This window comes from Cohaesibacter gelatinilyticus (assembly GCF_900215605.1).
Classification (GTDB): domain Bacteria; phylum Pseudomonadota; class Alphaproteobacteria; order Rhizobiales; family Cohaesibacteraceae; genus Cohaesibacter; species Cohaesibacter gelatinilyticus.
On the sequence record NZ_OBEL01000007.1, the window covers coordinates 149,041 to 172,507 of the forward strand.

The 23,467-nt window shown below is 52.3% G+C and carries 19 protein-coding genes and 1 riboswitch; of the genes, 4 read left to right on the top strand and 15 right to left on the bottom strand.

All coding sequences use genetic code 11. From position 1 onward, the window contains the following. Positions 1-205: 205 nt before the first annotated feature. Together CRO57_RS21760 and CRO57_RS21765 are read left to right on the top strand one after the other, a co-directional pair. On the top strand, positions 206-1,123 hold the full coding sequence (locus CRO57_RS21760) for a LysR family transcriptional regulator (protein ID WP_097155630.1): 918 nt from the start codon (positions 206-208) through the stop codon (positions 1,121-1,123). A gap of 401 nt (positions 1,124-1,524) precedes the next feature. Further along, positions 1,525-5,274 carry a peptidoglycan-binding protein gene (locus tag CRO57_RS21765; RefSeq protein ID WP_097155631.1) on the top strand — a complete coding sequence of 1,250 codons (3,750 nt, stop codon included), beginning with the start codon at positions 1,525-1,527 and terminating at the stop codon, positions 5,272-5,274. A gap of 200 nt (positions 5,275-5,474) precedes the next feature. Here the strand turns inward: CRO57_RS21765 and CRO57_RS21770 are convergent, their stop codons facing one another. The 6 genes from CRO57_RS21770 to CRO57_RS21795 form a co-directional block, all read right to left on the bottom strand. Continuing rightward, positions 5,475-6,788, bottom strand: a complete 1,314-nt coding sequence (locus CRO57_RS21770) for a TRAP transporter large permease (protein ID WP_097155632.1) — start codon at positions 6,786-6,788, stop codon at positions 5,475-5,477. Continuing rightward, a complete protein-coding gene (locus CRO57_RS21775; RefSeq protein ID WP_097155633.1) occupies positions 6,781-7,407 on the bottom strand; it encodes a TRAP transporter small permease subunit in 627 nt (208 codons plus the stop codon). The genes CRO57_RS21770 and CRO57_RS21775 overlap by 8 nt, the downstream gene beginning before the upstream one ends. Next, positions 7,408-8,424, bottom strand: coding sequence for a TRAP transporter substrate-binding protein DctP (gene dctP, locus CRO57_RS21780; RefSeq protein WP_097155634.1), 1,017 nt, complete (start codon positions 8,422-8,424; stop codon positions 7,408-7,410). A gap of 125 nt (positions 8,425-8,549) precedes the next feature. Then, complete coding sequence (locus CRO57_RS21785) at positions 8,550-9,473, bottom strand: CobW family GTP-binding protein (RefSeq protein WP_097155635.1); 924 nt, start codon at positions 9,471-9,473, stop codon at positions 8,550-8,552. Next, positions 9,470-11,218: an amidohydrolase gene (locus CRO57_RS21790; RefSeq protein WP_097155636.1), complete on the bottom strand. Its 1,749-nt coding sequence runs from the start codon at positions 11,216-11,218 to the stop codon at positions 9,470-9,472. Before CRO57_RS21790 ends, CRO57_RS21785 begins: the two co-directional genes overlap by 4 nt. A gap of 36 nt (positions 11,219-11,254) precedes the next feature. Beyond that, a complete protein-coding gene (locus tag CRO57_RS21795) occupies positions 11,255-12,331 on the bottom strand; it encodes an arginase family protein (protein ID WP_170956211.1) in 1,077 nt (358 codons plus the stop codon). 143 nt (positions 12,332-12,474) lie between these two features. On the opposite strand from CRO57_RS21795, the gene CRO57_RS21800 reads away from it, so the two are divergent. Next, positions 12,475-13,392 carry a LysR substrate-binding domain-containing protein gene (locus tag CRO57_RS21800; RefSeq protein WP_097155638.1) on the top strand — a complete coding sequence of 306 codons (918 nt, stop codon included), beginning with the start codon at positions 12,475-12,477 and terminating at the stop codon, positions 13,390-13,392. Positions 13,393-13,439: 47 nt separating this feature from the next. Here CRO57_RS21800 and CRO57_RS21805 read toward each other — a convergent pair whose 3' ends face one another. Beyond that, positions 13,440-14,429, bottom strand: coding sequence for an NAD-dependent epimerase/dehydratase family protein (locus CRO57_RS21805; RefSeq protein WP_097155639.1), 990 nt, complete (start codon positions 14,427-14,429; stop codon positions 13,440-13,442). A gap of 6 nt (positions 14,430-14,435) precedes the next feature. Next, the gene (locus tag CRO57_RS21810; protein ID WP_097155640.1) at positions 14,436-15,197 is read right to left on the bottom strand and encodes a siderophore-interacting protein; all 762 of its coding nucleotides are present in this window, start codon (positions 15,195-15,197) and stop codon (positions 14,436-14,438) included. Positions 15,198-15,367: 170 nt separating this feature from the next. On the opposite strand from CRO57_RS21810, the gene CRO57_RS21815 reads away from it, so the two are divergent. After that, positions 15,368-15,988 (top strand): TetR/AcrR family transcriptional regulator, encoded by a 621-nt coding sequence (locus tag CRO57_RS21815; RefSeq protein ID WP_097155641.1) that lies wholly within the window; start codon positions 15,368-15,370, stop codon positions 15,986-15,988. 13 nt (positions 15,989-16,001) lie between these two features. Here CRO57_RS21815 and CRO57_RS21820 read toward each other — a convergent pair whose 3' ends face one another. The 7 genes from CRO57_RS21820 to CRO57_RS21855 form a co-directional block, all read right to left on the bottom strand. Further along, complete coding sequence (locus CRO57_RS21820) at positions 16,002-16,991, bottom strand: DMT family transporter (protein ID WP_210200968.1); 990 nt, start codon at positions 16,989-16,991, stop codon at positions 16,002-16,004. 92 nt (positions 16,992-17,083) lie between these two features. Next, positions 17,084-17,944 (bottom strand): ABC transporter permease, encoded by an 861-nt coding sequence (locus CRO57_RS21825; RefSeq protein WP_097155643.1) that lies wholly within the window; start codon positions 17,942-17,944, stop codon positions 17,084-17,086. After that, positions 17,941-18,915 (bottom strand): ABC transporter permease, encoded by a 975-nt coding sequence (locus CRO57_RS21830; protein ID WP_097155644.1) that lies wholly within the window; start codon positions 18,913-18,915, stop codon positions 17,941-17,943. The genes CRO57_RS21825 and CRO57_RS21830 overlap by 4 nt, the downstream gene beginning before the upstream one ends. Continuing rightward, positions 18,912-19,721, bottom strand: coding sequence for an ABC transporter ATP-binding protein (locus tag CRO57_RS21835; protein WP_097155645.1), 810 nt, complete (start codon positions 19,719-19,721; stop codon positions 18,912-18,914). Before CRO57_RS21835 ends, CRO57_RS21830 begins: the two co-directional genes overlap by 4 nt. Next, a complete protein-coding gene (locus CRO57_RS21840; protein ID WP_210200969.1) occupies positions 19,715-20,515 on the bottom strand; it encodes an ATP-binding cassette domain-containing protein in 801 nt (266 codons plus the stop codon). The genes CRO57_RS21835 and CRO57_RS21840 overlap by 7 nt, the downstream gene beginning before the upstream one ends. Beyond that, entirely contained in the window at positions 20,502-22,076 is a 1,575-nt protein-coding gene (locus CRO57_RS21845; RefSeq protein ID WP_210200970.1) for an ABC transporter substrate-binding protein, read from the bottom strand. Before CRO57_RS21845 ends, CRO57_RS21840 begins: the two co-directional genes overlap by 14 nt. Positions 22,077-22,422: 346 nt before the next feature. Then, a riboswitch (cobalamin riboswitch) is annotated at positions 22,423-22,686 on the bottom strand. Positions 22,687-22,822: 136 nt separating this feature from the next. Continuing rightward, complete coding sequence (locus CRO57_RS21855; RefSeq protein WP_097155647.1) at positions 22,823-23,413, bottom strand: biotin transporter BioY; 591 nt, start codon at positions 23,411-23,413, stop codon at positions 22,823-22,825. Positions 23,414-23,467: the final 54 nt, after the last annotated feature.

The following is a 23,467-nucleotide window of genomic DNA, read 5'->3' on the forward strand; positions in this document are numbered from 1 at the left end:
TTAAAAACAGACTTGCAAAATTCATCAATGATTGGAAATTCTTTATTTTGAAGAGGTAATATTGATTTTTCTGATATTAAATATATACCAATAAAAACATAAAATATTGATATTATTATATTATTTAAAAATTCTCAGAATCGAAATATATATTTATGCGAATTATTCGATAGAAAAGGGAGCAATATCGTGATATGTGATATTCATGAATTTACGTCATCTCAAATATTTTGTCGCCACGGCGGAGTCCGGGCAGGTCAGCAGAGCCGCCAATGCTCTCAATATTTCTCAGTCATCTGTTACCGGCGCCATCAAGGAATTGGAAGCCACGGTGGATTCTGAGCTGTTTCACCGCTCCTCACAAGGAATGGAACTCACGGATTCCGGTCGGGAATTTCTTGCTGCCTCACGTGAGATTCTTGAGAAAGTCGACGAGGCAAAAAAGCTGACCAAAAGAAGGTCCAAGGTTAATGGTCAGATTACACTTGCCGCGACCTATACTGTTCTGGGGTATTTTCTGCCCTTCCATGTCGACAAGTTGGCTCAACTCCATCCGGGATTGGATATACAGATCAACGAGCTGAACCGGGAAAGTATTGAGGATGGATTGCTGTCCAACCGTTTTGACCTCGCATTCGTGCTCACATCGAACCTGAGCAACCCGGATCTGGAAGCTGAGACACTCCTCAAATCGACCAGACGTCTGTGGGTTCCAAACGGGCATCCTTTTCTTCAATCCGGGAAAGCTTCATTTCAGGACATCGCGCAAGAAGACTACATCATGCTCACGGTTGATGAAGCGGCACATACGACCATGAAATATTGGAGCAAGACGAACTATCAACCCAAAACAAAGCTTCGCACATCCTCTGTTGAAGCATGTCGATCAATGGTAGCCAATGGGCAAGGTGTGGCCATTCTTTCAGATATGGTTTATCGACCATGGTCGCTCGAAGGCAAACGTCTTGAGACTGTTTTGACAGATTTGGATATTCCGACAATGGACGTTGGAATCGCCTGGCGCAAAGGGGTGGAATTCACACCTGCCATGAATCTGTTCGTTGATTATTTCAAGGCAAGCTTTGTCTCTCCACAGATGGCCCAATTCAGCGTCCGCAAATAGAACTTCCATTTGTGGCACCAGGACCCTTCGCACAATATGACAAAGACTGTTGCACCTATTGCGCAGGCAGCAAAGAGTTGGATAGAAGGTCAAAGCAGAAAAGCCCCGAAGACACCAGGTCAATCAAAACCGCCCGCTCGGCCCAGCTTGAAATACTGCAAATTATAAGTGTAGGGTATGATGCAGGTTGATATCGATGGTGGCTATTTCACAACGCATGAAAATCATACCCGGACAAACTGCAATGTAAGCTGGTTTCATACGAGCTACTGCATTGAGCGATAATATAATATTTTGATTTGCTTAGCGTTTTCATTTGCGAAACATATCCCGCAAAACATGAAATAGCCATTGTTGAGAGTTTTCTCTTTTGAGCGCAATAAAATGCGTGGGGGCAAATCATGTTTGTAAGAAGAACCCTTTTCTTTTCCTTGTTCTGTGCAATCCTTTTGGGAGCTCCAAACACCCACGCCCAAAACACACCGAACTTCTTCAAGGGAGCGGCCAAGGTTCTGAAGGACGTCGAAAGAAAGATCAAACGTCAGAACCGGACAAACAGATCCAATCGCTCGACAACAACGAAGAAGAAACGCAAGAATTTCTATGCCCAATATGATCGGGCCACACGAAGACTGATCCAGAAATCACTGAACCAGCGCGGCTTTGATGCAGGCCCCGTTGACGGTGCATTTGGCAAGCGGACCTATCGTGCGATCAAAGCCTTCAAACTCTCGATGGGCTGGGCAGCAACCACCGAAATGACCCCGGATCAGATCGATACTCTTTTGAAGCGCCCCGACGGTGGCAGCGCGGCGGAACCAACCAATAATGCCAATTTCGAAATCCTGATGGATCACGATCTGCCAGGCCTCGATTATGCCAATAGCGGCAATGATCGCCGCCTGCAAAATCTCAGCATGGCGCAATGTCAGCAAATTTGTGCTCAGGAGCAACGCTGTGGGGCATTCACCTATAACGCCCGCGTTCAATGGTGCTTGCTGAAGAGTGGCGCAGTAAACCCGGTCCCATTCAAAGGTGCAGTCTCCGGACGCAAAGTAGCGGGTGGAGTTACAAATGCTTCGCTGAATTCAAATTCAAACCCGGTAAGCAACGGCTTTGATCGCAGCAATTATCACCCTTTCAAGGGTCAGAGCGACTTCAACCTGCAATTGGAACTGGCCAAACGCACGGTTCAGAATCTTCCCACTGCCATCGATCGCGACAAGGTGGTCTCCACCTGGATCAAGGAAGAATATCAACGCCTCTATTATGGAAAAGGCAAACAGAACGCGACCGAGATGTCGGTCAAATTCTATGATGGCACCGACTTTGACCGCCGCGATGCCATTGACCATTATCGCCACGAATTCCTGAATTCCTCCACGGACAAACCTTTGAAGTTCTCCATATCCTGGCGTGTTGCCCTGTTCCCCGGACAATTCAAGGAAGGCAAAGGCATTCCGGTTCATTTCCGCGGGGAAGGCAATTATCAAAAGGCCAATGCCTCGATCAAACAGGTATCCGTGCGGGTCGATCATCTGCGTGAGAGCGTAAAATTCTTCTTTGATGATGCACCGAGTGTCGGCATGCTCCCGGTTGATGAGAAACGTGCCCGCGAGATTGCCACGCTCCTCAATGACAACCCCTATAATCATGTGAAGCTGACAGCCTATATCAATCTTGCTTCCATCAATGATGTGATCATGCGCGACAAAAGGCTGGATGGATACAGCACCAGCGCCAAACTGGATGCCGTGGAAATCACCATTGAACCACGCAAACGGTCCAAAATTGCCAGTAAGGAACGTATTTTCCTCTGGAATCTCGTCGCGCAAGGCAATGCAGATGAGGCTGATCGTGCCGGAGAAATCCGCGCCTATGCAGACTGGCTTGGCATTCCGGTTCGCGAAGGCCGCCTGATGAATTACCGCAATCTGTATTTCACCTTCGAGCGTTCAAAGAGGTTCCCGATCAAGCAGCATCGCTCCCACTGGCATTTGCTGCAATATCTTGGCCAGCTTCAGGCCAATCCCGATCTCCTGAAAAATGACGAATTGCTGATCGACTATGCTGACAGAACCTTGTCGCACGTCGACAAGCGCACGGTTTCCCGTGGCAAGGATCTCTTCTACAAGGTTGGCAGTTTCCAATGGGGCAAGCAGGCCTATTCCGAGTTTGAGGCCCAGGATGTGATCAACGACCTGCGCACAAACTATTCGGATAAGATCCTCGCCCGAACACCGCCTTTCCCGATTCCGGCCATCGAAGTCATCCAGCTTCAGCTGGGCAAATATGACTTCGAACGCAAGGGCTTCCCAATTCGCTGGGTCGATCAATCCGGCTCCCGAATGGACAATGGCGTCATGCGCGAATTCAATATCCGTTTCGACAGTGGCTATCACAGGGCGCGCAATGCGAAAATGCCGGGGCAGCGAGTATCCTCGAACTTCAAGACATTCCCGCAATTTCTGCCAATGGACCCGCAAGAAGCCCGTGCATTCTCTGCACGCCTGGAAGCCATTCCATTCAACCGTGGAAAACGGTTTGTCTATATTGCGCTGGAAACGGACATTCCCGCGCCTACCAAGGCAGGCAAGGGCATTACCTATGACTTTGACATCACCAAAGCAACGCTCTTTACCGACTTTGAACTGACCGAAAAGCTCATGGATTTCGAGGTTGATTCAGGTTGGAAATCAGCCGAAACCCTGCTGGCCAATCACAAGAAGGGGGATGCCGTACCGATCACACTGGATACAGCCTATCTTCTGGTCGCCCAACTGCAGCCAGATCTTTTGAAGAAAGAAGGCTTCTTACAACGGGCAGCCGAGCATCGTCGCCAGATCGAGCGCAAGGCCAAGAAGGACAGCTTGTATGTCCCGAAATATCTGCCACCGCTGGTGATCAAATCCACCAAGAATATGGATGCCAACGATAAAAAGGCCTTTGCCAAGCTCTATAGCGACCTTTCGCACCAGACCGAATTTGGCAAGATCCGTATCCCCGGCGGCCTTCATATGCCATCGGCTTCCGGAGACCCGATCACCATCAATCTCGATCAATATTTCCGCAATCGTCTGCAGCAAGATTCAGACATCACCAATGTCGCCAAACAACTCTATCCCAATGCCTTTGGCGTCTATCAGATTTTGGAAAGCAACAATCGACTGGGATTTGTCATCGCCGTGAATGATCAATCCGGCCTGTTTGGTTTTGATATGCAACGGCCGGACAAGAACCAAAATGACTATGGCTTCTTTGACGGCTATGTCGATCTCAAGATTGAAGACCTGCAACTGGCCCGGGACAAGCGCGGCAAAACAGTGATTGTCGCCAACGCCAAGCCAGCTCTGGTGGCCATGCGTAATTCCGATGACAGCCTGATCGAACATCGCTTCGATGCAATGGCATCAAAACAATCAAACACATCCGGAGACTATGAGCTAGTCGATATTCGCGGCGTGCAACTGGGCATGCCTTATGCAAAAGCCGCAGAGACCGCCCGCGCCAATAGCGACGAAACGCTGGAGGAAGAAAGCCAGCAGGAAATGAACCTGAACAAGCCATGGCTGACGCAGGGTCGCTTCCTCTATCAGCTAAGCGGCAAGGAAAGAATAGGAACCCATCTGGGCTTCTTCACCGAAGGCTCCGACACAAACACTCTTCTGGCCGTCACCTTCAGCCAACGGTTCCTTGACAAGAAGGTCGATCCGAATGTCATTCGTAACCTGCTGATCAAGAAATATGGCCAGCCAGACCATCAAAGCGGCCCTCGTCTGGGCTGGGTTGTGAGCAAGCAACATAAAAAGCGGATCAACGGCAATATGGAAAAAGCCGGTTGCTTCGCCCGCCCCTTGGAAAGCGGCGATCTGAGTCTGATCGATCTGAAGGGCATTCAGGGCCATGACGGCCTCGAAGCCATCCGCAAACGCAAGATGGCGGTTGAGGGCAGCAGCTGGCGGGTCAATATCTGGGGCATCAAGAGACCTTGCGGTGTGATCGTCACAGCCGATATCGAGGATCAGGAGCTCAGCATCCTTATGATGGATACCGACCGCTCACTGGCCTATTTGCAAAACCGCACCCAGAAGCAACAAGCCAAGGAAAAAGCCGAGAAGGCGAAGGAAACAGAGAATATCGTCAAATTCTAGATTCGGGCCCCATTATGTCAGCCGACATTCACCCGTTCCAGAGCCCACACTGGCTGGTGTCACATAAAACCAAACAAACAAAAACCCCCGACGGAGAACCGCCGGGGGTTTCTTATGCAGGAGTGCAAATCGCGCTGGCAGCTCTTTGCTGGTGCGAATCTTTTGCGTTGGATTGTGAAGTCAATCCAACGAGACGCGCACTAGAACAAAAGCTCTGGCAGCCACAGGGCGATTTTGGGGAACGACACCACCAGCGCCAATCCGATGATTTGCAGAATGACGAACGGAATGGCCGACCAATAGATATCGATGATCGAAATCTCCTTTGGCGCGACGGATCGCATATAGAAGAGATTGTAGCCAAAGGGCGGCGTCAGATAGGCCGACTGCATGGACAAGACGAACAGAACCGCAAACCATGTGGTATCAAAACCCAGCTCTTTGACGATGGGCACAAAGAGCGGAATGGTGATGAAGAGGATGGCAAAATCATCCAGAAACATGCCAAGGATGAAATAGGTCGCCAGCATGGTCACGATCACCCAGATCGGTGACAGATTGCTGTCTTCCACCAGCTCGGTCACGATCTGCCCTGCCCCCAGTCCCACATAGATCTTGGAGAAGAAGACCGCCGCCAACGCGATCCACATCAGCATACCCATGATCTTGGTGGTCGAGAGCATCACATAGCGCAGAACTTCCCAATTCAGGCGTTTTTGCAAGGCGGCTATGACCAGCGAGCCAAAGGCACCAATGGCGGAGGCCTCGGACGGTGACGTCACGCCACCGATGATGCAGCCAAGAACCGTCACAATCAGCGCACCCGGCGCGATGAGAAAACGCAGTGATCCGATCTTCTCGGCCACGGTGAATTGCTCTTCGGCCGGTGGACCCATCTTGGGATTGAAGCGGCAACGGATCAGGATATAGGCGATATAGATGCCCGCCAGCATCAGGCCCGGAACAAGCCCGGCGGCGAACAGCTTGCCCACACTGTCACGGGACAGAAAGGCATAGATGATCATCAGGACCGATGGCGGAATGAGAAATCCAAGCGCGCCTCCGGCCATGATGGTGCCCGTCACAAGGCGCTTGTCATAGCCGCGCTTCAGCATGGCAGGCAACGCAATGATGCCAAGGGAGACGGTCGCCGCGCCAGACACACCGGCCATGGCGGCAATCAGCGCACAAATGATAACGGTGCCGATGCCCAAGCCACCGGGCCAGCGACCCATCAGCTTATGGATCATCTCGAACAGATCATCGGTGATGCCGGATTTTTGCAGCACCAGCCCCATGAAGATGAACATGGGCAGCGAGACCAGCAGGAAATTGTCCATGGAGCTGAAGGTGGAGGTGATAAGCAGATCCAGCCCGCCATCACCATAGACCATAAAGGCCAGCGCCGCACCGCATGTGACCAGAGCAAAGGCCAGCGGGGAGCCAATCGCCATCAGCACCAGCATGGAGGAGAACATGATCAGTGTGATCACCAGGGGATCAAGATCAGCCATGATCTGCTTCCTTTTTCTTATTGAAGGCAGCTTTTTCCTGAACGGCCTTTTCCTCGGCTTCCACCAGATGCACGATGTCATCTTCATCGATTTCGCCAGCGCGAGGGTCGACATAGGAAACGCCGAGCGCTGTCAGAATTGATCGCACGAATTCAGCCAGGGCCTGCAACAGCAACAACCCGACGGCAATGGGGATGACAGTCTTGATCGGATACAGGGCTGGTTGCCAGATGCTCTTGTTCGAGAATTCTTTTGCAGCCCAGCTTTCAGCCGCAAAGTCGATGGCAAGCTTCAGGAAAATCGTCAGAACAATCAGCGCGAGACCAAAGGTGATGGCATCCATCGCGGCTTTCATCCGCTCGGACATCAGCCCCCAAATGACCTCACTGCGCACATGGCCCTTGTGGCGCAGCGTGTAAGTGCCTGCCAGAATACAAAAACCGCCATAGAGCATGGTGCTGGTTTCATGCGCCCAGATCGTCGGACTGTTCAGGAAATAGCGCATGATGATCTCGTACATCAGCACCGCTATCATACCCAGCGTGAGCCAGGAGATGGCTCGCCCGACAAACTCGGACAAGCCATCCTGCATGGCCAGGTATTTGGATACCCATTGCATCTAGAGTCTGCCTTTTGCCTTCGCATTGGCAGCCAGAAGATCGATCAGCTTCTTGTTACGCTCGGAGCGGTCCGCTTCTTCTTTCCAGACAACTTGCGCAGCAGTGGTCAAAGCTTTTGTATCTTCGGCTGGAAGGGTGCTGAATTCGAACACGCCTTCTGGGATATGCTTGTTGCCTTCATTGAGGAAATTTTCGACCTTTGCGCCGAAATTGGCAATCTCTTCCTCAACGATCTTGCGTTGCTCGTCGGAGAGTTTCGCCCAGGTATCAGGATTGGCAAGGAAGGTCTCAGTCCAACCAGGGGTCAGCATATTGAGGCGGGTATAATATTTGGCGCTCTCATTCAGTTTCAGGTTCTGATAATCCACGGCGCTGCCATAGATCACACCATCAATAACGCCAGTGGAAAGGCCCACATACAGCTCCTGCGCTGGCAGGGCAACGGTTGGAATATTGAACTCTTTCAGAACCTTGGCAACATTGGAGGTCGCACGGATCTTGTAATTCTTCAGATCATCCAGACCGCCAACCCTTTCCTTGGTCAGAAGATCATAGTCAGAGCCATAGGTCTTGCCGAGGAAAAGAGCGCCAGCCTCATCATAGGCTTCCACCAGCAGCTTTTTCACTTCAGGGGATTCCAGAACTTCCTTGGCTTCAGCAATGGTTGTCCAAGCGCCCGGCAGACCGGTCTCGATATTGCCCACATCAACCTTGCCGGACCAATAGGAACCAACACCATGGACGATGTCGACGGTGCCGTTGGAAACCGCATCCACGAACTGATCGGACGGCACCAACTCACCACCGCGGAAATATTGAATGCGAACCTGACCATCGGTGCGGTCCTTCACAGCAGTGCGGAAGTCTTTGGCCAGCTGATCAATCTCGGTGCCATAATAGGTGTGAAAGCGCAGGCGCATTTTGTCGGCTGATGCTAGGCTCGTAAAAGCAGTTAGCGCAGTCGCACCCGCAAGTGCGCCAAGCAGTGCCCGGCGTGTGATCGTCTTGAAGTTCATCTCTTCCTCCTGGTTTGAACTTGTCTCTTTCTTGGCTTGTGCCCATCGGATGGAGGGTGAACCTCTCTCACCATACCATCCTATCAAATTGCAGCTCTGCTGGCTGTCCCAGTTCGCGGTTCGCCTCAGGCAATTTGTGCGATATCCAGCTCTCGCCTGATCTCGTCTGCCGAGATCTTCTGTCGGTATCCGATGCCCACAATGTCTGTGCGTGGCGCATCCTCCCATTTGCCGGATTTGGCAAAATCCACCCGGCTGCCAACCTTGTGAAAAATGATCCGCTCCTGCGGAAATTCCTCGCAGCAGACAATCCCCTTGGCGCGATACAGCGCCCCGGACATGCGCTTCAGGCACATCTGCAAACGCTTGTAGGAAATGGGGGTCTCGCTCGACCAATGGGCCGAGACAAATCTGCTGGGAAGCGCTGGCTCATCCCAGCCCGTAACTTCCTCATAGCGGCGTGTATCCAGCAACAGCTCTGCCGGGATATCACCATTTCTGGCTTCAATGACCGGTAAATCTTCAAACAGCCAACGTCTATAGATCTCCTTGCGCTGCTCTTCCGCCACCAGATCAATCTTGGTGGCGACAATCAGATTGGCCGCCTCGATCTGGCTGCGTACCAGCGCATGAGCATCTTCGGACAGCTCATCCACCTGCGAGACATCCAGCAAGGTGATGACGCCATCGAGACGCGCATGGCGCTGCAATTGCGGATAGCCAAAAACAGAGGCAATGCGCCCCGGCTGGGCAACGCCACTGGTCTCGATCAGCAGATATTCTGGCGGATTGTCCGAGCTGAAAATGTCATGAAGTTGGGCCACCATGTCGCTCTGGATCGAGCAGCAAACGCAGCCATTGGAAAGCTCCATCACTTCGCGCTCACGCTTGATGATCAGATCGGTGTCGATATTCACCGCACCAAAATCATTGACCAGAATGGTCAGATTGCGCGCCTGATCGGTGCGCAGCAGCTGATTGATGAGCGTGGTCTTGCCCGCCCCCAAAAAGCCCGAAATGATCGTCACTGGAATGCGCTGATCCATCATATCACCTTCGGGTAAAAGTCAGGAACATCAGAGGTGATCTGACAGGCATGGATACTGTCCTTGGTCCAACCGTTGGGATCATGCACCACAGCGCCGTCCAGCATGGTCAACTGCACTTCGGTCTTGTGCAGCCTGCCTTTGGGGTCAATCTCCAGAAGGTTCTGATCCAGCACGATCATGTCAGCGGCTTTACCAGTGCTGACGGAACCCGCGGTCTCTTCCATGCCCATGGAATAGGCACCATTGATGGTGAGCATGCGGATGGCTTCTTCAATCGTGACGGGCTCGCCCAATTGGCCTTCCATCTCACCCCATGGATTTTGACGGGTGACCAGTGCTTCAAAACCGATCCATGGATCGATGGAGCTGACCGGCCAATCGGTTCCCATGACGGCGACAGCCCCATGGTCCAACGCGCCGCGTACATTGTAAGCCTTGTAAAGCTTCTCGCCATAAGCCGAGCGCGCACCAATGGTAAAGTCAGACGGATACCAGCCAACGGGAGAGAATTCCGCAATCACATCCAGCTCCTTGAAGCGGGCCAGATTGTCCTCATGCAAGATGGTGCTATGGGCACATTGATGGCGCATGCCACCCGGACCGTTGCGGCGGCGGCATTCTTCCACGGCATCCAGAAAGATGTCCGACGCTCCATCACCGGTACAATGGGCCACAACGCGAATGCGCTTGCGGTCCATCTCGGCGACCATGTCATAGATGTGTTCCGGTGTGAGATTGAGCGATCCGCGCCAATCCTCATTACCTGACCAAGATGAGAGGAAATAAGACGTCCGCGCCTCGGCCGTTCCATCAAAATGGAACTTCACCGCATTGGCATTCAAACGCTTGGAGCGATAGAAATGCCGCTCACCTGAGAGCAATTCCCAACGGCGGCGCACGGGGAAGATATCATCCTGCCAGGAGATCGCCGCTTCCACCCGCAACGGCAGCTGGCCGCTGACATCAATGGTGCGAAGAGCGTTGAGACGGTTTTCGCAAACATGCAGATATTTGGTGGCGACCACACCACGGCTGGACTGGAACCGAGCACCCTCGCCATAGGCCCGGATAAGCGCAGATTGCGGTGGCGGTGGCATCGCTGCCATGATCAGAGCATAAGCCCCATCCACCAAAATGCCGGTTGGCTCGCCAGTCAAACCTTCGCGAACGATATAGCCATTATTGGGATCTGGCGTCTCTGCATTGACACCGGCCAGCTCCAGAGCCTTGGAATTGGCCATGCAGCTACCCCACATGCGATCCATGATCGCAACGGGGCGATCCGGGATGAAGTTGTCCAGCCAATCCTTGCTGGTCTCAACACCTTCCTTGCGGAAATTGTAATGTACGAAATGCTTGCCAAAGATCCAGCCATCACCCGGATGCTCTTCCGCATAACGCAGGATTGCATCCTTGACCTGATCCGGATCCGGTGTCTCCAAGCCAACATCCAGATAGTCGGAATATTTCGGGCCAAGCGCCAGATCGGGATGGGTGTGCATGTCATAGAGGCCAGGCATCACAAAGGCACCATCCAGATCTTTGACATAGGTATTGTGGCCAATCAGCGCCTCAATCTCATCATTGGAGCCAACCGCCAGAAATGTCCCATGCTTGATCGCAACAGCCTCAGCCCAGGGCTGGTCCTCATCGACGGTATAGATCCGACCATTGAGGAAGACCATCTCAGCCGTCTCCATCTCTGCGGGAGAATTGGTGGACCGATAATTGGCAGACTTCTGCATTGTCTCTTCTTCTCTTATCTCAATACCAATGAGGGATCAGGACCAATGGGTCGGGCGCTTTTCGCCCTGTCGGCGCGCGCGCGCTTCTGCCAGCAAGCAAAGCATCTCAAATGCGGTACCAGCCGCGAGACAGGCGGACATGCCGGTCGGATCGTAAGGCGGGCTCAGTTCCACCAGATCAGCACCAACCACATCCACATCATAGAGGCCACGAATGATGTCGCGCATCTGCTCACCGGTCAGGCCGAAGGGCTCCGGCAAAGTGGTGCCAGGCATGATGGAGCAATCAAAGGCATCGGTATCAATGGACAGATAAACCCGGTCAGATCCCACCACGCGGCGCGCCTCTTCCAGTGCGTATTCTACGCCCTTGGACTGCAGCTCTTCAGCCAGCATCACCCGCATGCCTGCTTGTTCGCCAAATTCAGCACGGGGAATGCCGCGGCCACGCAGACCAATCTGGATGGTTTTCTCCGGATCAATGAAGCCTTCAACGGTTGCAACTTGAAACAGGGTAGCGTCGGACACCCGAACACCCTGGAAATTGGTGGCGGTGTCGGCATGGGCATCGATATGGATCAGCGCCAAAGGCTCTTCGCCATTTTTACTGAGGGCCCGCAGCACGCCATAGGTGCAGGTATGCTCCCCGCCAATGGATAGCGGGGAGACATTTGCGCTCACCAGCTGCGTATAAAGCTCGGTAATATCATCCAGACAGGCATCAAGGCTGTATGGATTTGTATGAAATTCCAGATCACCCCAATCGGCAATGCGACACAGATCAAACGGGCATGTACGGGTGAAGTGATTGGCCATGTTGCGATCCAGCGACCAGTAACGCACGGCTTCCGGCCCTTTGCGAGTGCCGGGGCGAGGATTGGGAACACCCAGATCCAGCGGCAAGCCGATCATGGCAACATCCAATGCGCTCAGATCCTTGCTATGAGGCGCGCGGAACATGCCAAGCGTATTGAAGTTATTGGAAACCATCTCAACGCCTTCTTCATTCGCACGACGAAGAAAGGGTCCGAAGTCCGGATCCTTGAGATCAAACAGATCTCGATCGGCCAGGGCTTTGTATTTTTCCAATCGATCTTGCGGCATAGGAGGCATCGGATTTCCCATTCTTGTTAGGAGGTCTTCACGTTGCCTTTTATAAAGATGAAGAATATAACTTCAGTCAAATGAAAGAAATTACGTTTATTTGACAAAAAAAATTCAAGTTATATAAAATTGACGGTGACAGGAGGTTTAGAATGGGACGCAATGCATCGGACACGACATGGAACCGCTATCCTTCCATCACCGCTCTGCGCACGCTCGACGCGATCTCGAAACTGGGCAACATGCAGGCGGCATCGGACGCGATGAATGTCACCCCTAGTGCGGTGTCCCATCAGCTGCGAAATCTGGAAGAGATGCTCAATATCAAGCTGGTCCGCCGGGCCGGACGTCGCACGGAACTAACCTCGGCTGGCAACCGCTATCTGAATCAGGTCCGCAAAGCTTTGGAGCTGATCGAAGCGGCCTCCCACCCCATGGATGAGGAACCCAACGGCAAGCTACGCATCAATTGCCCCTCAGGCTTTGGTAATTATTGGCTGGTGCCGGAATTGCGCGAGTTCACCGAGCTCTATCCCAATGTCACTGTGGATGTCACGAGCAATCTGGCACAGCTGGAAACGGTGGTAAAACATGCCGATATTTCAATTCTTTACGGCGATGGCTCCTGGCCCAGCCTGACGGTGCGCCATCTCTCCACCCCACGCACCTTCCCTGTTTGCAGCCCCAAACTGATCGAGCGGCTGGGCAATGTGCAAAAGCCGGAAGATCTGGAAAAATTCCCGCTTCTGCATCACGTCAATTCAAGTGATTGGGTGGTCTGGATGGCCTCTCGCACAAGAGAAATCATTGAGGTGGAGCGCGGCACAACATTCTCGGATATGACCCATGTGGTCTCTGCCGCTATTGCCGGCAACGGCGTCGCCATCAGCGACTCGCTCCTTGCCAAACAGGCACTGGAGGAAGGCAAACTGGTGCGCCTGTTCGACACCGAAGTCCAGGCTCAGAATTCCTATTATCTCGTCGTCGAAAAAGAGCGCATGGAGCGCAAGATCACCCGCATTGCCATGGACTGGCTGATCCATCATTTTGATGAATACGGCACGAGCTAGCCCTCCGCCCCAGGAAGCGGAGAGCACACATGTCGGGACGGAAACAACTAAGAGGACACTGACTTTGATCGGAACCAATCCACTGTATCTGTCAGTGTCTCCTGAATGGGCCGTGGTGTGACGTCCAACTTCATGATCATCTTGGTATTGTCCGGGGCGATCAGCCTTTGCATATAGCGGATTTCTGTATGCCGGAGCGGTACTTCCATTCCAAGCAAACCGCGTATCGCCATGACAAGCCAGGCAATCAAATAGGGTGGGCGCGGAGATGGCATTGAAACTCCGCAGATTTTCTCAAGCCTCTCATTCAATTCCAAAAAGGAATAACGCGGCCCACCCAATATGAAGCGCTCGCCCGTGCTTCCTCTCTCAATCATCGCCACCAGAGCCTTAGCAACATCGCGTGAATCGATGATGACGGCATAACCCGGCAGAACGACAGCATTTTTCTCATACATGAAGTTGCGGATGAATTGCCCGGCAACTGTCGGACCGGGATCTTGCGGCCCCAGCATCATGGTCGGCCGTGCGATAAGGATTGGCATGCTTTTATGGCTTGCAAGATAGGCGTCAATCGCCTTCTCAGCCTTCACCTTGCTGGCAAAATAGGCATTTTGCGTATCAAGATCGAATGCCGCATTCTCATTCACCGGTTTGCCCATTCGCCGCATCACACCGGCAGAGCTCACAAAGACAAAACGTTCAATCCCTGCAGCATCCGCCGCCTTTATCAGCTCCATGGTTCCGGAAACATTCACGCTCTCAAGCTTGGAGGCATCGCCCTGTCCTTCCAGATATTCGCGATGAAAAGCCGCCAGATGCATGACGACATCACAGGACTTGAGACGATCCGCAAAGCTGGAAACAGTCTCCATATCGCCAATCACACAATCCACCCATTCCCGATTGGGATAACAATCAAGACTGTCTGGCCGCCGCACCATGGCTACAACCTCATGCCCATTTTCCAAGAGGCAATCCATCAGGGCACGGCCAAGCAACCCGCTCGCACCGGTGACAAAAACACGCTTGCTCATATCGCTCTATCCCAGTGCTGTTTTGCCATCTGCCCAAAAGGCATGGCTCTCTATCCGGCTCTTATCGATCCCCGACGCAATGAGCGCCTTTCGCAAAAACTGGATGGAATGCGCCCGCCCTGTCAGCAAAATTTGTCTCTCAGTCTTCTCTGACAGCCAGCGATGCGCTTGAAGGGCCATCTCCTTCAAATGCTCGCTATCTTTGCTGCGTTGGAACAGCTTGGCATCCTTCAGCCCCAGCATGTCGAGCATCTGAGTGCTCGATGGCACATCGTCCGTCTCAACCAGACATTCAGCACCGCAAAAATCAAGGTTCTGCGCCTTTCTTGCAGCCATCAAGGCAAGCGATGTTTCATCTCCAAAAATGCTCAAGCAGGACGGGAGTGCGCCTAACCGGGTAGACCGCCGAGGTCCATAGATCCGAACCATCTCGCCCCTTTTCAGTCTTGAAACGCATCTGGTTGCGGGACTGTCCCCATGCAAATAGATCAGCAAATCCATTTGCCCCTTTTGAACATCCATGCGAACCGGCGTGTAGGAGCGGTATGAAAGCGCATCGATCTGAAAATCCACCTTATCACCAGGCTCCCAGCTGGGAGCGGTGAAGGCATCAGATACCAAAGAAAGTGAGACAAATTTCTCTGCTTTGATGCTGGCATTCAAAATCCGAGCTTCCTCGGTAATCACACGCTCCAGCATATTCACGACCGGGCGAAGAGACACCAGTCGGGATTTCGAGCGCGCCGAACTCTGCATAGATTGTTGCATTTTATATTTCCTAACAATATGTTAGGTAAGTTATACGAGTAAAAGCTTGCATATCATACTCGCATTCATTCGCACTTTCTCATTCCGAGAAAGTTCGTGATTTCAATGCCTTGAAGATGGCTAGCCGAAGCCCCTGATCAGATACTCATATTTTGACCTTGGAGAGCGACATGACAAAGGTCCGGACCAGAAAGCGCGTTACCAAGCCTCGCAAAATTCCAAGACAGCCGCGCAGCAATCTGATGGTTGCTACCATTCTCGAAGCAGCCATGATCATCTTGAAAAAGCATGGCATGGGCAACTTCAACACCAATGCCATTGCGGAAAAAGCAGGCGTATCCGTTGGATCGCTCTATCAATATTTCCCGTCAAAGGATGCGATCCTTGCAACTCTGATCCGACAGATCCGTGAAGAAATGCTCGCAGACATGATTGCTTCCACGGAACGGAAGGATCTGGGGGATTTTCGCAGCGAAACCCGTGCCTTGATTGAGGCCACCCTGCAGCATCACGTCAAATATGCTGACGTGATCACACTTCTGGAACGGGCGGAAGATGATTTGCCAATGGATGACGACATTCAAGAGATGAAGCAAAAGATGCTGGAGATCGTCATCGCCCTTTTGCAAAGGCACGGCATTGAAAATGCCAATATAGTCGCCAACGACATCATCGCAATCTGTCATGCGCTTTCGCTCAGCATCCCTCAATCTGGTGAGAGCAATTTCGAAGAACTATCACGGCGCATGCAACGTGCTGTCTTCGGATATATCGAAAACAGCACGCCTTGAACGGATATCAAAATCAGGTGCTTGAAGACCCGCGTGGCCGGAAAAGCCGTCCCACACGATCACTGAAGGCAACGATGAGAGTGGCCATGATAATGAGAGCACTGGAGAGATAGAAATTGGCATCCGGGATGATGGCAAAGAAGATCAGATCGGACAGAACCGCAAAGACTAGCGAGAGATATTCAAACGTCGCCAGTTTGGAGACTTCGCTATACTGATAGCTGAGCGTCATCATGATATGGGCGAAGCCACCGGCAAAGCCACAGCCAATCAGCCAGAATAATTGCTCGGCATTGGGCGTCACCCAGCCAAAGGGCAAGGTCGCCAAACCGGCAACGGCACAAGTCAGCGCAAAGTAAAATGCAATGGCCCCGGCATTCTCGGTTTTTGCAAGGCTGCGGATCTGGATCTTGGCGCCCGACGTCAGAACCGCCATCAAAACACCCAAGGATGCCCCAATGAAATAGTCCCGATCAGCAGCAACGCCAGATATCTTTGGCAAGATCAGCACCAGCATACCAGCAAAACCAAAGAAGATGCCCAGCCAACGCGCGCCGGTTACTTCTTCCTTCAGGATCAACCGAGCCAGGATCACCGCCAAAATGGGCGCGATATAGCCGATTACCGTGGCATGAGCTATAGGCAGATATTTAAGCGAAGCAAATGAGGCGAACATCGCCATGCAACCCATCAGACAGCGCGCAACATGACCCAAAGGCCGTTTGGTTTTCAGCCCCGAGGGGAAATCCTTGGTCCAATAGAGAAACAGAACCAGCGGGATCAGCGCAAAAGCACTGCGATAGAAAACAATCTGGCCGGTGGGAATATCATCAGTAACAAATTTGATGAACAGCACCATGATGGTGAAGAAGAGCGTGGCACCAATTCGAAGAGCAATGCCGGTAAAATCAGAAGACATAGGAACAGGTTTCAGTTTGAGAAAGGTTATTGCCTGATTAGAAGTCCAGAGCCGGCCCTCTCCTCCTCCCAAACCACCCGTCATGGTACCCTCGTGGGCGGTTTGGGAGGGGGAGAGGGCTGGTGATGCAGCCTAAAAGGCTAGGTTAGAGACTTTTAAATCGGGCATGAAGACACCTAGGATGTTTTTTCGACATGATCACGCAACTGATCACCAATGAGATTAAGAGACAGAACGGCAATGAGCACGGCAAGCCCCGGAAAGATCATCAAATGCGGAGCAGTTTGCATATAAGCTTTGCCGTCCAGCAGCATAGCACCCCATTCGGCTTCCGGCGGCTGAACGCCAAAGCCAAGGAAACTCAGACCGGATATGGACAAGATTGTGCGTGCCCACATGTTCGTCCAGAGAACCAAAAGTCCGAGCTTAAGATTGGGCAGATAATGCCGCCACAAGATCAGACGGAAGGGCAGATGATTGAGATGCGCCTGGGTGATGAAATCCTTCTTGCTCAACTCCAGTGTCAGAGACCGGGTCAAACGCGCATAACGCATCCAACTGACCATGACCAGGGCAATCACCATATTGCTGGTGCTTGGACCAAGGATCCCGGCAATGGCAATAGCGGCAATCAGCTCCGGGAAAGCAAAGAACGAATCCGTGATACGCATCAAGAACTGGTCGAACCATCGCGGTGCGGAACCCGCTGACAGTCCGACCAGTACCCCCACCACAGCGCCAAGGCCGGAAATGAGAAAAGCAAGGCCAAGTGACCAACCAGCCCCATAAAGAATACGCGTCGCAACATCCCGCCCGAGGTTATCCGTGCCAAACCAATGCGTTGCAGAAGGCGGCTTCAAGCGCATCAGAAAGTTGGCTTCATTCGGCTGATAAGGCGTGAGCAAGAAGGCTGCAGCAAAAGCCAGCCCCACGACAACAATCGCAATACCAAGACGCTTCAAGAAACGAGACAGATCACTCTGCGGAACAGAGACATCAGCACCAGTGGTCAGAGCATCAGAATTACTGGATATCATGACTCAGCTCCCCTGTTCACGCGTTTGATGGGCACGAGCCAGTCCTGAACAATTTCAACCAGAGTGTTGATGAGGACATAGCTGAAGGCAGAAAACAGCACGAGGAACATGATCAACGGATAATCACGGCTCAGCACGGAATGCACGAAGAGCGCACCGATGCCATTGCGCGAGAAGATCACCTCCACAATAACAGCCCCTTCCAAAAGACCCGCCAGATCCACCCCGATCATTGTGACAGCCGGGATCATGGCGTGGCGCAAGATATGCTTCCAAAATAACTCGGACTCGGACACGCCCCGTAGGCGCAAGGCTTCCAAATGTGGCGCAGCTTTAGCCTCCAAAAGGAAAGAGCGAAACAATCGGGTTTGCGATGTGGTCACCCAAAGCCCAAGCGTTGTCGCAGGCAAGATCAGATGCTCCAGCCCTTCGCTGCCATAAGCGGGCAGCCATTGCAGAGTGGCGGAGAAGAATAAAATGAGCAAAAGCCCTAGCCAGAAAGACGGCATGGCAGCGCCAATAGAGGCAAAGGCAACAGCAAAGCGATCAATCAGGCTGCCCGGCTTCCAGACACTGAGCGTCGCCAACACAAAAGCAAGGCAAAGCCCGATGATCAGGGCCGTCAATGCCAAAGACAAAGTCTCGAGAACATTGGGAACAAAGATCACCCAAACCTCTTCCTGCGAGACAAAAGATTTGCCAAAATCCCCTTGCAGCAAGGGCCCAAGCCAATGCAGGAACTGGCTGAGGAGCGGTTTGTCGAGGCCAAATTCCTCGCGGATCATGGCCGCAATTTCAGGCTGGATATCCCCCTCTCCACCATAGCGCGCTTGCCCGATGGCAAGGGCCTTATCACCCGGTGAGAAATAATAGAGCAGAAAGGTCAGGAAGCTGACACCAAACATCACCGCCAGCAAGCTTGCCAAGCGGTTGAGCAGGATCAGCGAAATATGTTTGAAACTCTGTGTCATTGGCCTGCCTCTAATCTTGGTATTTCTTCGGACAACTCAGCAGGCTGCTCTAACGCACCAAGAATGGCAGCTGCATCGATCAACTCTGCGCCATAAGCCGACGCGGGATTGGCGAAGAAGTCATCGGCTCTTTGACAGGCTTCCATCTTGCCGTTACGCAAGAGAAGAATTTGATCGGCATAAGCACGGGCAAAACCCAGATCATGGGTCACGAACAAATAGCTGAGGCCATGGGCCTGACGGATATCGTCAATCACCCGGGCGATCTGCTTTTGCACTACTGCATCAAGAGCGCTTAATGGCTCATCGAAAATGATCATGTTGGGACGGGAAATCAGAGCACGCGCAATACAGACCCGTTGCGCCTGCCCCAAAGACAATTGCGGTGGCTTGCGCGTGATCAGCTCTTCCGATAATTCCACCTCCTGCAAGGCAGAGCGCAATCTTGTCTGCTGCTCGGACTTACTCAATCTGGCGCTATAAAGCCCTTCCAGAATGGCATCGCCCACCCTTTGATGCGGGTTCAGTGCTGCAGTCGGGTTTTGCATCACCCAGCTTACTCCCGGCAGGCCAAGATAGTTCTGCCCCGGCTGATAGATATGCTCCACGCCATCATCAGACAGACCATGATGAATGCTGCCCTCGGCCATCGGCATCATGCCTTGCAGGCTTTTCAGCAAGGTGGTTTTGCCGGAACCACTTTCACCAATGATGCAAAGGCACTCACCAGAGCCAAGGTTGAAATTGATATCATCCAGCAACCGCGTCTCATGGGCGTCGACGCAGAGAGATTTTACTGTCAGCATACTTCTGCCCCCTCCAGAGATTGGCCCTCATGCGACCAATAACGATTGGAAACCAGCAGCTTGCCATAGTCCGAGCTTGGCGCTTCCATTAGCTTTGCAGTCGAGCCGAATTCTTCAATCTTTCCAGCACTCAGGATCGCCAGGCGATTGGCAAAGCGAGCTGCCAAGGCCAGATCATGGGTCACGATCAGCGTGGCTATGTCATGCTCTTTGGCATGGGCCATGACACGGGTTATGGTCTGCGCTGCGATCAACGGATCCAGAGCCGAGGTTGGCTCATCCAGGATCAGCAATTTCGGTCGGGCCAGCAAGGCAAAGGCAATCAGCAAACGCTGTTGCATGCCCTGGCTCCATTCATGGGGATAGCATTTACCAAAGTCTGGCAGGCCAAGGGAGCCGAGAAGTTCAGACTGTTCTTCCTTGCTCATATCGCCACGATTGGCACAACGCACCGCCTGCTTCCATTGCACGGTCAGACGCTTGAGTGGATCAAGACCGGCTTGCGGATTTTGCGGCACGAAGGCAAAGCCCCGATCAGCCGAACGAACCGAGCGATCATTGACAAGTTGGATCATTTGATCAGCAAAGATCATCTGCCCGCTCGTTGGTTTGGCTGGCTTATAAAGCCCCATGATGCAACGAAGAAGGCATGACTTCCCTGCCCCTGATCCCCCGACGATGGCAACACATTCGCCATGCTGCACATCCAGCGAGATGTCTGATAGGACAATCTGTCCGCCAATATTGGCGGACAGATTGCTTACGCTCAGAAGACTTGAGTTAGTCTTTGACAAGATCCAGCTCCGGAGATGCGAGATAGGTCTCGGCTGGATGAATGCGATAACCTTTCACCTTGCCGTTGCCGACAGAAACCTGGGTTTTGTGGAACAGTGGAATGATCGGCAGATCATCATTGATGATGGCCTGAGCCTCATCATAATAAGGCTTGGCTTTCACCGGATCGAACTCGGCCCGAGCCTTTGCCAGCAATTCATCCATCTTGGCGTTGGAATAGCCGGAATAGTTATAGCCAGCACCGGTCTGAACCAGAGTGCTTGGGAAATAATCTGGATGGCCCTGAGGCGCGGTACCCCAAGCCTGAAGGTTCATCTGGATCTCGCCAGCTTTCAGTGCATCATTATTGGCACCGAATTCGCCGATGGCGATTTCAACGTTGAGGCCCAACTGTGACAGCATATGCTGGCTGATTTCCAGGGTTGGACGCAAGGCTGCGCGGCCTTCGTAGGTGCGCATCTTGATGGTGATATCCTTGCCATCCAGCTCACGAATGCCATTACCATCACTGTCCTTGATGCCAGCGTCATCCAGAAGCTTTTTCGCTTTCGCAACATCATAAGGCAGTTTGACATCGCCATTAACCCAAGACTTCATATTGGCCGGGAAAATGGAATTGGAGGCACTGCCACCGACGCCAGCAAGGGCAGCTTCGGCAATCACGTTACGATCCAAACCAAGAGAAATGGCCTGACGTAGAGCCTTGTTTGATAACACACCGTCGGCAACCCGTGGCATGAAGAAGAAGAGGCGCAGGGTCTCGCCGGAGAATCTCTGACCCTCATCCTTTTTCGTCAGCTCGGCAAATTCCGGCTCGGAATAGTTGGTCACCAGATCGATATCACCCGCTTTCAAGGCTAGCGCAGCGACGGAAGCGTCGCTGATCTTGTCCAGCTTGATGCCATCCAGCTTCGGCTTGCCACCCCAATAGTCAGCAAAGGCACGGGTCACATATTGCTTGTTGGCCTCGGCTGAGACAAAGACAAAAGGACCCGTACCAATGATTGGCATGTCCTTGGTGCCTTCTTTCAAAACCGCCGCAGATGGCTCTGTCAGGGACCAAAGGAAAGCAGCATTTGGCTTCTCGGTCACGAAATGCACGGTCTTGTCATCGATAACCTTGATTTCCTTGATGCCAAGCAACTTCCAAAGACGCGCGTTATGAGCGGAATGATCCTTTTCATTGAGCTTGTCGAAGGATGCCTTCACATCCTTGGCAGTCATGACGCTACCGTCATGGAATTTCACATTGTCACGCAGCACCACTTTCCATTCGGTAGGCGAAACATTTTCATAAGACTGCGCCAGACGTGGATATTGCTGCATGTCATAAGACAGGCCAATCAGGGTTTCAGACACACCAGCCCGGTTGCTCAGCCAACCGTTCTGGCGCGCACGTGGATCTGGAACCGAACTGGTAGGGCCAAAGGGGTAGCCAATGCGCAGGATTTTCTCGCCCGCTTGGGCAGCATCCGTCAGCAAAGTGGAAGAGGCAGTGAGTGAGAGGAAACCACAAGTGGCAAGCGCAAGAAGCGAGCGGCCGGAAACGATGTGTTTCAACGCATTACTCCGTAAATTGGTTGGAAGAAGACGAAAATTAGAAACGTTACGTTATAACATAACAAATATGAGGAGCCAGTACTTCTTTTCCTTTTCCCGGTTCAATGCCAGCAAACAAGGAAAGGCATACAGGATCTGATGCAGCCACGCACAGCCAAAGGCAAGACATGACGGAAGAACAACCTCTGTTAAATCAGAGATTTAAACCTCAGATCGACAGCCATGAAGCCGGGAAAAGATCTTTTGAGAAGGCAAACAAAACCACAAGCGACACGCTCGCATCCCTTTGTTTGCAAAAGGGGATAAACCATCAAATTGCTCCTTCTACGGACAACCCCGTCCGATAGTATCTGGGCCCTCGATGGCAGGTCTCCTGACTTGCGGATTAATGCATCCTCACCTTCCCAAGCTAGAAGCTCAGTGGTCCTTGGAGGATACCTGAACGCACACTCAAAATGTGTAGACCAAACACATTTTGAGTGTGCGTTCTTGCCGCTTACAGTTGCGGGGGCAGTCACGGAATTGGCGCCTAATGGCTACACCGCACCGTGTTCCCTTTTCATGCTGATTGTCCGATAGACGTTCAGCAACCATCAAGGCGATGATGGCTCCATCATCACGGGAAATCAATGGTCATTTTCGCTTATGGTCAGATTGCCACAAAACCGAAGGCTCCGCACGCCCGCTTGTTCCACCGCAAGCATGCAGAGCTTGTTCATTTCAGATCTAGATTTGGATATTTGCAATCAGTCAGATTTTCTCTCTGACTTATGGGGTATCGCACGCAAAGTTGCTGCGCCCAGCGCAGACTTCAGCACACCGCCCACAAGGAAAGGTGTGACACCAACAGCCATGGCCTTTTCAACACCAATGGAAAGCGAAAGCCAAAACGCACCCAAAGTCAGACACAGCACCGTACCGATAAGCATGGCAATGAAGGCCAAAATCACATTCCGACCATTCCAGCCACGCTGAACAAGCCAGCCAACAAGCATTCCGCAGATAGGAAATGCAAAAAGATATCCTGCAGTTGGTCCGGCGAAATGGGCAAGACTCCCCGCACCTCCAGCCAAGACAGGCAACCCGGCTGCGCCTTCCATGAGCCAGGCAATAATGGTAATGCCTCCCATACGCCAACCATAGAGTGCACCGACAAGCATCACCCCATAGGTTTGCATGGTCATTGGGACAGGATACATGGGAACTTCGATCCGGGACATCAGTGCCAAAAACATGGTTCCAAAGACAACTGCTGCTATCTTCCAAAGAAGAGAACGATTTTCGAGATTGAGAGGGCTGAGGACAGATCCAGCCGCGCTGAGATTTGCGTCAATCATTGGCTTTTCCTTAAATTATAGATAAAATTTACCTCTATCGATAATTATCCTCTA